12 protein-coding genes and 1 pseudogene are annotated in these 12,598 nt (G+C 34.7%); 1 reads left to right on the plus strand and 12 read right to left on the minus strand.

The window, feature by feature from the left end:
* From BM077_RS05395 to BM077_RS05415, 5 genes are all read right to left on the minus strand, one after another.
* The gene (locus BM077_RS05395) at window positions 1-2,253 is read right to left on the minus strand and encodes a molybdopterin-dependent oxidoreductase (RefSeq protein ID WP_089748794.1); all 2,253 of its coding nucleotides are present in this window, start codon (window positions 2,251-2,253) and stop codon (window positions 1-3) included.
* A 46-nt stretch (window positions 2,254-2,299) separates the two neighbouring features.
* Window positions 2,300-2,569, minus strand: coding sequence for a chaperone NapD (locus BM077_RS05400; protein WP_089748795.1), 270 nt, complete (start codon window positions 2,567-2,569; stop codon window positions 2,300-2,302).
* 267 nt (window positions 2,570-2,836) lie between these two features.
* The gene (locus BM077_RS05405) at window positions 2,837-3,529 is read right to left on the minus strand and encodes a Crp/Fnr family transcriptional regulator (RefSeq protein WP_089748796.1); all 693 of its coding nucleotides are present in this window, start codon (window positions 3,527-3,529) and stop codon (window positions 2,837-2,839) included.
* Between the two features lie 30 nt (window positions 3,530-3,559).
* A complete protein-coding gene (gene mobA / locus BM077_RS05410) occupies window positions 3,560-4,150 on the minus strand; it encodes a molybdenum cofactor guanylyltransferase (RefSeq protein WP_089748797.1) in 591 nt (196 codons plus the stop codon).
* Between the two features lie 97 nt (window positions 4,151-4,247).
* The gene (locus BM077_RS05415; RefSeq protein ID WP_089748798.1) at window positions 4,248-5,273 is read right to left on the minus strand and encodes an FAD:protein FMN transferase; all 1,026 of its coding nucleotides are present in this window, start codon (window positions 5,271-5,273) and stop codon (window positions 4,248-4,250) included.
* A 269-nt stretch (window positions 5,274-5,542) separates the two neighbouring features.
* Here BM077_RS05415 and BM077_RS14190 point away from each other — a divergent pair.
* A pseudogene (locus tag BM077_RS14190) lies at window positions 5,543-5,973 on the plus strand (spore coat protein).
* 141 nt (window positions 5,974-6,114) lie between these two features.
* Here BM077_RS14190 and BM077_RS05425 read toward each other — a convergent pair.
* From BM077_RS05425 to nirJ1, 7 genes are all read right to left on the minus strand, one after another.
* A complete protein-coding gene (locus tag BM077_RS05425; RefSeq protein WP_089748799.1) occupies window positions 6,115-6,621 on the minus strand; it encodes a hypothetical protein in 507 nt (168 codons plus the stop codon).
* A gap of 173 nt (window positions 6,622-6,794) precedes the next feature.
* Window positions 6,795-8,096, minus strand: a complete 1,302-nt coding sequence (hemL, locus tag BM077_RS05430) for a glutamate-1-semialdehyde 2,1-aminomutase (protein ID WP_089748800.1) — start codon at window positions 8,094-8,096, stop codon at window positions 6,795-6,797.
* A 158-nt stretch (window positions 8,097-8,254) separates the two neighbouring features.
* Window positions 8,255-8,737 carry a siroheme decarboxylase subunit beta gene (ahbB, locus tag BM077_RS05435; protein ID WP_089748801.1) on the minus strand — a complete coding sequence of 161 codons (483 nt, stop codon included), beginning with the start codon at window positions 8,735-8,737 and terminating at the stop codon, window positions 8,255-8,257.
* Window positions 8,737-9,222: a siroheme decarboxylase subunit alpha gene (ahbA, locus tag BM077_RS05440; protein WP_089748802.1), complete on the minus strand. Its 486-nt coding sequence runs from the start codon at window positions 9,220-9,222 to the stop codon at window positions 8,737-8,739. Before ahbA ends, ahbB begins: the two co-directional genes overlap by 1 nt.
* 23 nt (window positions 9,223-9,245) lie before the next feature.
* Window positions 9,246-10,241, minus strand: coding sequence for a putative heme d1 biosynthesis radical SAM protein NirJ2 (gene nirJ2, locus BM077_RS05445; protein WP_089748803.1), 996 nt, complete (start codon window positions 10,239-10,241; stop codon window positions 9,246-9,248).
* Window positions 10,242-10,245: 4 nt separating this feature from the next.
* A complete protein-coding gene (hemB, locus tag BM077_RS05450; protein WP_089748804.1) occupies window positions 10,246-11,223 on the minus strand; it encodes a porphobilinogen synthase in 978 nt (325 codons plus the stop codon).
* Window positions 11,224-11,399: 176 nt separating this feature from the next.
* The gene (nirJ1, locus tag BM077_RS05455) at window positions 11,400-12,578 is read right to left on the minus strand and encodes a putative heme d1 biosynthesis radical SAM protein NirJ1 (protein WP_089748805.1); all 1,179 of its coding nucleotides are present in this window, start codon (window positions 12,576-12,578) and stop codon (window positions 11,400-11,402) included.
* Window positions 12,579-12,598 lie beyond the last annotated feature (20 nt).

Raw genomic sequence — 12,598 nt, forward strand, 5'->3', positions numbered from 1 at the left:
TTATGCCTTTTCGACTTTAACCGCACAAATTTTGAATTCAGGTTCTTTAGATTGTGGATCAAACGCATCTTTAGTTACTAAGTTAATTAAATGTTTGCTATCGAAGAATGGCACAAATAACATCTTTGGTTGTGGAACACCACGTCCACCAACCTTAGCCTTAATCTTTAATTCCCCACGACGAGAAATTAATTTAACCATATCCCCACTCTTAATACCTAAACGTCTTGCATCATCCTTATGAATCTCGACATAAGCCTCCGGAACTGCTTGCTTCAATTCAGGGACTTGCATAGTCATCGTTGCTGTATGCCAATGCTCTACAACTCGTCCAGTTGATAAGATGAATGGATACTTCTTATCAGCAGACTCTGCAGGTCCAGTATATTCCCGGGCATAGATAACTGCCTTTCCATCTGGTTTACCGTAGAACTCAATTCCTTCTTTTACATATGGATCATCATTTGCTACATAACGTCGGGTCGTTTCTTTACCATCTACAACTGGCCAGGTTAGCCCTCTTGTATGACGATAAGCATCATATGGTGCTAAGTCTTTACCAGTACCGAGAGTACACTTTCTATATTCTTCAAAGATCTCTTTCTCTGGATGGTCTTTATATGGGAATAGCTCACCATATCCTAATCTTCTAGCTACTTCTAAGAACTGCCATAGGTCTGGCTTAGCTTCACCTGGTGCATCAACTGCTTTTTCAAAATGTTGTGTTCTTCGTTCGGTATTACCAAAAAACCCTTCTTTCTCTACCCACATGGCTGATGGTAGTATTACATCAGCATACTTGGTGGTCTCTGTTGGATATACATCGGAAACTACTAAGAATACATCTTCTAATCCTTGGCGATACTTATTAAAGTTAGGTAGTGAATGGGCTGGGTTGGTCGTTGTTACCCATAATGCATTGATATCACCTTTATTAATCGCCTCAAACATAGCCATTGTATGATAACTCGGCTTAGGAGGAATCTTATCTACATCAACACCCCAGTGTTTAGCCATCTCTTCTCTATGTTCTTTCTTCATAACTACTCTATGAGCTGGTAACTTATGTGTAAATGTACCTACCTCTCTTGCCGTACCACAAGCACTTGGCTGTCCTGTTAAAGAGAGCGGGGAAGAGCCTGGTCGACAGATTTTACCGGTTAATAGGTGTAAGTTATGAATGGCTTGGTTAATAGGTACTCCCTGTATCTGCTGATTGACTCCCATTGTCCATAGACTTAAACTCTCTCGCTTAGGGTCAGCAAACATCTTAGCCGCTTTTACAATATCATCTGCATCTAAACCAGTGATTTTAGCTGCCTTTTGTGGTGTATACTCTGCTAGAAACTCCTTAAATTCATTTAAAGTAATATCTCTTCCATCCTGTTTTAGATTAGTATGGCTATTAATAAAGTCTTCATCGATTAAATCTTCTTCAATGATTACATAAGCCATGGCATTTAATAAGGCAGTATCAGTACCTGGCTTAAATGCTAAATCTAAATCTGATATCTTATTAGTTCTAGTCTCACGAGGGTCAGCTACGATCACCTTTACATCTGAACCTTTTCGCTTTCGCTGTACGACTCGCGAATAAAGAATTGGGTGGCATTCAGCCATGTTCGCACCAATAATGAAGAAAAGATCGGTCTCTTCAAAATCAGCATAGGCTCCCATAGGTTCGTCTTTACCATAAACAGATAAGTAGCCGACTACAGCACTAGCCATGCATAATCTAGCGTTACATTCCAAGTTATTAGTACCGATAGCCCCTTTCATTAACTTACTCAATACATAACCTTCCTGAACAGTAGATTGTCCAGAAGAAAAGACAGCTACAGAGTCCGGACCATATGTATCTATAGACTCTCTATATTTTTTAGCTACTAAATCCAATGCCGTCTCCCAATCTGTTTCAACCATCTTTCCATTCTTGCGAATCATTGGCTTCTTTAATCTATCTTCTGTAGCATTCATTAATTTTCCTAAAGAATAACCTTTGATACATAAGAACCCTTTATTTACAGGATTCTTCTTATCCCCTTTTACTGCAACTACTTTACCATCTTTAACGCCAACTAAGACTCCACACCCTGTTCCACAGAAACGACAAGGCGCTTTAGTCCACTTATCAACTTCACTACTTGCCTTCGCAACAGAAAGTAATGACTTCTCCTTAGGATTAACTCCTGCTGCTGTCATTACTGCCGCTGCTGCTGATGCTTTTAAAAAACTCCGTCGTGTAAGTTTCATTAACTTCCCTCCTGAATAAATATTGATAGTTCTAGCTCTTATATAACTAATTTAAGAGACTCATTTCATCATTATTCTTAAAGACTTCTTCTTCATAATTTATATATGAAGGAAATACACCAATAACCTCATCTAAATCTTCTATCTCTTTTATCTTATCTTCTAATATATTAGTATTTTGTGCTTCAATAACAACTACTACTTTCCCAGTCTCCTCAGTCTCATAAAGAGTTAAAGCTTCTTTGTTCTTAAGTAAGTTTAAGACTCTTTTAACTAAATTCTCTTCATATTCAACTAAAGCTCCAGCTATTAACACTCAACCCCCTCCCTTCTAAAATTATTCTGCTAATATATGTGATAAAAAGAACTAAATTAAGTAAAATAAAACTGACTAACTAATTCAATACTCCTTTTCATGACTTATATCATATTTTAACTTTATTATATTATTTTCTTAGAAAAGTTCATATGATATTTATCATAATTTTATCTAAAAACAAAAAAACTCTACCATGAGTAGCCATGATAGAGTCATTCAAAGAACTTCATATTTTGAGAAACTTACATAATTTTGTCTTTTTAACTAACCTCCAGTCGTAACAGCTTCTAAACCAGTAGCATCTTTAATAATTAAATGTTTGCCTTGACCAGCTATTAATCCTTCATCTTTAAAATCACTGATAACTCTAATAGCTGTCTCCATAGAAACACCTAACATCTCTGCCATCTCAGCACGTGATAGACTCAAACTCAATTCCATTCCATCTATTAAAGCTTTATCGTCAGCTGTAGCCAAAGAAATTAATAAATTAGCTACCTTCTCTCTAGCAGTTTTGGTACCTAATAAGAAAATTCTCTCATAGGCAGTACTAACTTCTTCAGTCAAAGTTGCAATGAACTTCTCTGTTAAAGAAGGATTAATAGCAAATAATTCATTTAATCTAGTTTTATTTAAATAACAGACTACTGAATCCTCCATAGCTTCAGCTGTATGGCCATAATTACTCTTCTTTCTTAAGGCACAAAGCCCAACTATTTCTCCTGGATTTATCACTCTAAGAATCTGACCTTGTCCAGCCGAGGAATGTTTATATAGCTTTACTCTACCAGATTTAACAATATAACAACCATGCATCTTTTCGTTTTGACGAAAGAGAACTTCACCTTTTTTCAACTCCTGGTCAACTAATAATTCTTCTACCTTGACTAACTCTTCTGGAGTTAGATCTGCTAAAATACTATTCATTCTAACTGAACATTGTACACATCTTCTCATCTTTAAGCCCCCCTGCCTTTATTTCTTCTTTTAAAAAGATTCATTTACAATTCTAAGCGCGCGGTTATAATCTTCTCTAGTATTCACATTAAAAAAAGAATATAGATTAGGACTAAACTCTCTAATCTTTTCTTCCTCTATATATTGTACATCTACTTTAGGCCAAAATTCCATAATTCGATATCTATTTTGCTTAATAACTTCTTCAATGCTAGGAAGACAGTCTTTACTATAGATAGCATGCAACGGTTCAAAATTATTACCAACCCTAGGCACTAATATATCTGAAGCAGAATGGTTAAGCATATACTCTATTAGTTCTAAGCTTAATAACGGCATATCGCAACCTATAATTAAATTATATTTATCAGGACTTGCTTGTAATCCAGCATGCATTCCACTCAAAGGACCTTGATGAGTAAAGAAATCATCAACAACAACTTTAGCCCTACATTCATTATATAATTCCTTATCTTTAGCAGCTATAATTACTTTTGAAAATATTTCATTTAACTTATCTACTATGTGAGCAATCATAGTCTTTTCTCCAAATTCCATCAAAGGTTTATTAGCCCCCTTCATTCTAGAGCTTTTCCCTCCTGCTAATATTATAGCGGCCATTAATTTCTCCTCCTTATTAATTAAGAGAATTTCATAATTAAACTCCAAGCATAATTAAGACGGACTCTTCAAGCGTCAGTCATTAATTATGCAAGCCTTAATTAGCTAATAAATCTTTAAACCCTGTGCTCTGCCATTCTTTACCACTAGTAGTCACCAACATTCCTTCAATATCCGCATGTTCCGCAATATACTGTTTTGCTTTATCAAAGCCTAAAAGGAATAATGAAGTAGAGAGCAAATCACCCTTTAATGACGAATCAGCAATTACAGTTACACTAGCTAACCCTCTAGCTGGATAGCCAGTATTTGCATTTAAAATATGATGATACCTCTTCCCGGCTTCCATAAAGTACCTTTCATAATCACCAGATGTAACCACATTAGTGCCTTTGACCTCAATAACCTTAAAGTAATTATCATTTGGGTCTTCTTCATCATCTCTTGGATTCCGAATACCTAAACGCCACTTCTCTCCATTATATTTAGTTCCAATAGTTTTTATATTCCCTCCGGCATTAATTAATACTGATTTTATCCCTTTATTTTTAAGAAAGTTAGCAGCTTTATCTACTATATATCCTTTCGCTACAGCACCTAAATCGATCTTCATTCCCGGTTTTGCTAGCATAATAGTCTTTTCCTCTTCATTAATGATAATATCTTTATAACTGACTAACTTAAGCTTGTTCTCAATTGCTTGAGGTGTAGGCACCTTCTTCTCATCTGTTCCAAACCCCCATAGTTCAATTATTGGAGTAACCGTTATATCAAATCTTCCTTCTGTTAACCTACTATATTCTTTAGCTGTCTTAATCATAGCCAGGATATCTTGGTCAACCTTAACCGGCTTTACTCCTGCTTGACGATTTATCTTACTGACAATACTTTCTGCTTTATATCTATCTGACTTATCTGCTATTTGCCGCATTTTCTGTAGTGCACCTTCTACAGCCTTATCTGCATTCTCACCAGTAGCTTGAATCGAAATAATAGTATCCATAAAAAATTCTTTTGTTTGGTACTGATTAGGTTGTTGAATGCTTTGTACAAAGCCTATAGCTAGAATTATAATCATAATTAAGAAGATTATTCCTATACCTATTTTTTTCTTAGCCTTCATATTGACCCACCTTCTATTTAAGTATTTATTCTCTTAATAATATTATCATTTATAATCCCATTTTACAAATCTTAAATGATTTTTCTCACTTAAGATTTTTGTATAATTAATTGCTACCGCCCTAAAACTTCATCATAATTATGTTTGAATTTCAGTTATGAAATTCACTTATTTAATCAATTAAAATTTCAATTGGAATTCTAGTCATAAACTTCCTACATACCATTATTTATTATGGAAATATTACTATTAGAAGGAGGGAGTTAAAGATGCAACTTACTAATAAAGAGCAGAGTTATCTTCAAGATGCTAAACAACATGAAGAAATGTGTATTAAAAAATACGGGAATTACGCTAATCAATTACAAGACCAAGAATTAAAGGATCTATTTAATCAAATCCAACAAAAAGAGCAAGAACATCTTAACACCATCAATCAATTTTTGAGCCAATAAAGTTTATAAAATTTTAAAAAGGAGGAATAATTATGCCCCAGAATATCACTGATAAAGACATCTTAAATGATATGTTAATGACAGAAAAGTATGTCTCTAATAGTTATGAAAATTCTGTTTTAGAATCAGCTAACCCACAATTACGTCAAGCCTTACAGCATATACAGAAAGAAGAACAGCAACACGCTGAACAAGTCTTTAATGCTATGCAGCAACGTGGTTGGTATAATCCACAAAATAGTTAAAAATATATGAATAAAGTTAATATAAAAACAAATTAGTGTGAGTAATGAGTATATGGTAGAACCTTTTCCCCATAACTCAAACTCACACTAACATTCGAATTATATAGTCTTTTAACCTCAATCTTAACTTAAGCCTTAGTCTCAGACTGAAATTAAATTCCCAACACGAATAGATAATAGATCAATCAAACTAAAAATAATAATAATAACTAAAAACTTATCCGTTAAAGTCGCTGCTATAAAACTAACAACTGCTACGTCAATGCTAGTAACAATTATTAAATTAACAAGTGCTGTAGTACTTTCTTCTTTCTGCTTTAAGACATCTTTCTCTTCTATATATTCTAATTTTAAAGTTCTTTTTGTAATTAGTTCTTTATTATTAGGTTCAGACATAATTATGTAGAATACAACACTAATTCCACCTAATAATAAGATGCTAATTAGTTTAGCTATTTTCTTGCCAACTAACATAAGGGTTAAATGTCCTAATAGTACAGCAAGGCTGATCAGAGTAATAATATATATAGTTATAAGTATTAACCCTCTTTTCTTAATCTCACCCCATTCACGCTTATAAATTACTCCGCTATAAAAACTATCAATGCTTACTAATAACGCCATTAAAAACAGGGTTCCTGTTCCCAAGTTAAGAACCTCCTTTACTTTATTCCACTACACTATTTATAGTATGAAAGTACTAGTATAATCGTGTTCTTATTGCTTGGGAAATAGACAAAAGCAAAAAAACAAGTTAGTAGGGTAAATAATTTGCCCTGCTAACTTGTTTAATTATACTTTATAAGTTTTTAAAATCTTGCTTATATGCTTTCTTTCACTGCTTTTAAAGCATTATAGTTAGCTTCGATAGTCTTCTGAATATCTTCTTCTGTATGTGCTAAAGACATAAATGCAGCTTCAAACTGTGAACAACCTAAATAGATACCTTGCTCTAACATTTTTCTAAAGTAAAGAGCAAACGCATCAGTATTACAGTCTTGAGCAGTAGCATAATCTACTACCTCATCCTCAGTAAAGAAGAGACTAAACATTGCTCCTTGCCGTGATTGATAGTAATTAAGACCTAATTTTGCTAAATTTTCCTTAATACCTTCATTCAGTTTAGCAGACTTTTCTTCTAATTCTTCATATACTCCTGGTTGCTTAAGAAGCTTTAAAGTTTCAATACCAGCTGTCATAGCTAATGGATTCCCTGATAAAGTTCCAGCTTGATATACCGGACCATCTGGTGCAATATGATCCATGATTTCTTTCTTGCCACCATAAGCACCTACTGGTAGACCTCCGCCAATTATTTTACCTAAACATGTTAAGTCAGGAGTTACTCCATACTTTTCTTGCACACCACCATAGGCTACTCTAAAACCAGTCATTACCTCATCAAAGATTAAAAGTGAATCATTCTTTTCTGTAATCTTTCTCAAACCTTCTAAGTAGCCATCTTTAGGTTTAATAACACCCATATTCCCGGTTACTGGCTCTAAAATAATGGCGGCAATATCATCACCATACTCTTCAAATATCTCTTCGATAATTTCTAGATCATTATATGGGGCTGCAATCGTTTCTTTAGCAATATTCTCTGGTACACCTGGACTACCTGGAATACCTAGAGTAGTTACTCCTGAACCAGCATCAATTAGTAGACTATCTCCATGACCATGATAACATCCGGTTAATTTAACAATTTTATTCTTTCCAGTGTAACCTCTAGCTAAACGTAAAGCACTCATCGTTGCTTCTGTACCTGAATTAACCATTCGTACTTTTTCAATTGAAGGTACAGCATCAACTACTAACTCTGCCATTTCAGTTTCTAATGCTGTAGGAGTTCCAAAGCTAGAGCTTCTAGCTACTGCCTCCTGTAAAGCTTCTACTACTTGAGGATGAGCATGTCCTATAATCATCGGTCCCCAAGAACCTACATAATCAATGTACTCATTCCCATCAGCATCATACATCTTAGAACCTTTGGCTTCTTCAATAAAGATAGGGTCCATCCCGACTGAGCTAAATGCTCGCACAGGACTATTAACTCCACCTGGAATCACTTGCTTTGCCTCTTCAAATAATTCATTTGACTTATTTGTGTTTAAACTCATAATTTCTTAAATCTTCACCTCCAAAAGTTGATAAAAATTAAACTATTAACATTATGTAATCAGAAATTTTATTTCTTAAGATACTAAGCTACGCTTTGAGAAGGAATCCCAAAGCGTATCTTAGATTTAATATTTATACTATAGAATCTCATTTTAGTTTAATCTTCACAGAAGTATTTCATACTTACTTTCTTTAATTCTTCAGTACTATATAAAATAGTATAATCATTAATTCCAGTCTTTTGAGAAATATCTTCTGCTACTGCTTTTACATCTTCTTTACTTTTCCCATGAACCATACTAAATAGGCTATATGGCCAGTCAGGATAAGTAGGTCTTTGGTAGACATGACTAATCTCATCGTAAGTAGCCATTACTTGTCCTGCCTCTTCTCTCTTTTCAGGCGGAACTATCCAAGCTACCATTCCGTTAAAGTCATAGCCAGAGTTACGATGATAAAGAATAACTCCCATACGTCGTAGCTTACCTTCATCGTTCAATTTATTTAATCTAGTCAGCAATTCTTCTTCGGTAATCCCAAGCTTATCAGCAATTTTCTGGTAAGGACGCCTTTCTAATGGTAGTTCTTCTTGAATTTCTTTTACAATCTTTTTATCTAATTCACTAATTTCTGCAGCCATTATGAATCCTCCCCACCTTTCTTTTCTCGCATATCTAGTTTAACTCCTATTTTAAAGAAACGTTCTGCTGGGAGATTTCTTAAAACATTAATCCCTTCAAAGTCAGCAATTTCAGCTAACTGTTCTTCTAGTTTTTCTTCTGAAGGAGCAATTAATGTAAACCACAGATTAAAATCATGATTACGACGATAATTATGCGTTACACCATGATAAGCACTAATCTTATCAGCGATTTCATAAAATTTATCTTCGTCTACTTTAGTAGCTACTAAAGTACTAACGTATCCTAATTTTTTTGAACTAAAGATACCGCCTAAACGTCGAATATAACCAGCATCTTTTAAGTCTTTTAACCTTTCAATCACTTCATCAGCATCAATACCTAGTCTATCTCCAATTGCTTTATAAGGCTCTGCAACTAAAGGGAAATTACGTTGGGTAGTAGTTAAGAGTTCCTGATCTACTTCATCTAATTCTTTTGCCATATGCATTCACCTCTCTAAACTTTTTATGCACATCCACCACGATGACACCAAGGCTCTCCAGCCATATAATCTCCATCAGAGTAATAATAAGCCCTTGCTCGACATCCACCACATATCTTAGTATAACCACAACTACCACAACTACCATCATAATCTAAAGTCCTTAGTTCTTCGAAGATCTCAGCGTTCTCCCAAATCTCATCGAATGGCTTTTCTGTAACATTACCTACTTCTACTGGTAAGTATGGACAGATATGGACTTCTCCATTAGGTAAGATACAACAATAATCAGTACCCGCTAAACAACCACGAGTGAATCGCATATCCATGTCCTTTTCTTTAGCAGCTGCCATAAATTGTGGTGCACAAGTTGGTTTTAACTCAATATCTACTTCTTTCTGCTTTTCTAAAATACGGTCAATCATCGCGTGATATCTCTTAGCTCTTACTGAATCCTTTTCAATCTCTTTTCCTCGTCCAGTAGGTACTAAGAAGAATGGATGATGGGCCTTAACTCCTAAATCTATAACAAAGTCTGTAATCTCTTCAAATTCATCATAGTTAATATCAGTAATCGTAGTATTAATCTGTACCGGAATCCCTACTTCAATACAGTTCTTAATTCCTTCTACTGCCTTCTCCCAAGCACCTTCTACCTGTCTAAATTCATCATGTACTTCTGGGTCAACACTATCAAGGCTGATTCCCATACCAGCTGTTCCAGCGTCTTTTAATTTCTTAGCAATCTTCTTAGTAATATACATCCCATTAGAACCAAAGACTGGACGCATACCTAAGCTAGCTGCATGTTCTACTAATTCATAAATATCATCTCTTAATAACGGTTCACCACCACTAAAGATCATAATCTTAAAACCTGCTTTAGCGATTTCATCTAATAGCTTCTTGCCTTCTTCTGTGCTTAATTCATCATTCTCTTTTGCTTCTGGTCCTGAATCTCGATAACAATGTTTACAATATAAGTTACATTCCTTAGTTGTATTCCAGGAAATAATCATTATTTTATTCCTCCCTTAACCATTTAGCTACATCTTTAGCAAAGTAGGTTAAAATTAAATCGGTTCCAGCTCTCTTCATGCTAAGTAACATCTCTAAAACTACTTCTTGCTCATTAATCCAACCTTTTTCCGCAGCTGCTTTAATTAATGAATACTCTCCACTTACATTATATGCAGCTACTGGATAATCGAACTCTTCGTTTAATTTCTGAATTATATCTAGATAAGATAGAGCCGGTTTTACCATTATAATATCGGCTCCTTCTTCAATATCTAAAGCCGTTTCTTTAACTGCTTCTTTACTATTAGCAGGATCCATTTGATAAGAACGTCGATCTCCTTCTTCTGGAGCAGAATGTGCCGCATCTCTAAATGGACCATAAAAACTAGAAGCATACTTAGCTGAATAAGCCATAATTGAAATATTACTAAATTCATTTTCGTCTAAGGCCTTACGAATAGCTCCAACTCTACCATCCATCATATCTGAAGGAGCTACCATATCAGCACCTGCTTCAGCATGAGAAACTGCTGTCTTAGCTAATAGCTCTAATGTCGGATCATTCTTTACTCGACCATCCTCTAATACACCACAATGTCCATGATCTGTATATTGACAGAGACAGACATCGGTAATTACTAATAAATCCGGATATTCTTCTTTAATCTTTTGACAAGCTCTCTGTACTATACCATCATCAATCCAAGCACTAGAACCTTTTTCATCCTTAAACTCTGGAATTCCAAAAAGAATAATAGCCTTAATTCCTAAATCAACTAGGTTCTTTACTTCTTCCATAACTAAATCTAACGACCAATGATAATTACCAGGCATTGATGGTATCTCTTCTTTAATCCCCTCACCATTAACTACAAATAGTGGATAGATTAAATCATCAACACTTAATTGATTTTCTCTAACTAAATCACGGATATTATTATTCCTCAATCTGCGAGGTCTTTTAATTAGCTCTGGAAACAAATTTCTTACCCTCCTTCAACACAAAATCTACACAAAGCTTTCTGCATTATATACTATATCTAATTATTCATAATTTAAATCTATCTAATCTTCAGTCTGTGCTTTGTCTGTGTAAGTCTGTGTCCAATTCTTTTTAAGTTTTAATCCGGAAGCTTTTTTCTGAACTTCAATATCAACTATTCTAGTCCAATCTCTTCATCAGTTAGGTAACACGCAGGATCTTCATGCCAGAAGTCATCATGTACTGCTTCAGCTCTGGATCTGAAGTTACCATTACATACCTCTAACCATTTACACTTAGCACAACGTCCTTTTAATAATGGCTTTCTATCTTTTAATCCGGCTAAGATTTCATTTTTTGAAGTGTCTGTCCAGATTTCACCAAACTTACGTTCACGAACATTACCGAAAGTATGGTTCTGAGTAAATTGGTCCGGATGTACGTCTCCAACCCAGTTTACATTAGCAATTGCAATTCCTGTTCTATTACCACCATTTCTACTTAAAAGTTCCCAAATTTCTTCTGCTTTTTCAGGATGCTCTTCCTTCATTCTTAAGTATAAGTAAATTCCATCAGCATGATTGTCTACAGTTAAGATCTCTTTATCTAAACCTCGGTCTAAAAAGTCCAGAGTTCTATCAATGATTATATCCATTGCTTTTCTAGATTCTTCTAAAGAGATGTCTTCCTTAACCATTTCACTACCACGACCAGAATAAACTAGGTGATAGAAACAAGCCCGTGGGATATTCTCCTCTTCAATTAGATCAAAGATATCATTTAAATCCTTATAGTTATGTCGATTAATAGTAAAACGCAAGCCTACTCTCTGACCAATCTCTAAACAGTTATTCATTCCTCTTAAGGCTTTATCAAAAGCTCCTTCTTTACCTCTAAATTTATCATTAGTCTCTTTAACTCCATCAAGACTGATTCCTACGTAGCCAACGCCTATATCCTTAAGACGTCTAGCAACATCTTTATCAATTAACGTTCCATTAGTAGAGATAGTAGGTCTCATTCCTTTTTCAGCAGTATACTCTGCTAATTCAAAGATATCATCACGAATCAATGGTTCTCCACCCGAAAATAATAGAACCGGCACATTAAAATCAGCTAAATCATCAATAAATGACTTGGCTTCTTCAGTTGTTAACTCACCATCATATTTTTTATAATCTGAATCGGAATAACAGTGGGTACAACTTAGGTTACAAGTTCTAGTCATATTCCAGACTACAATTGGACCTCTACCTTCTCTAGTACCATGCTTTTGCCCTTTAGATTTACGACTATATCTTAATTTATCACCATATTTTTCTGCGCCACCTAATAATTTTGAAACACCAATCATAATTTATCCCACCTTTTCTT

The organism is Candidatus Frackibacter sp. WG13, from assembly GCF_900114655.1.
GTDB lineage: Bacteria > Bacillota > Halanaerobiia > Halobacteroidales > Acetohalobiaceae > Frackibacter.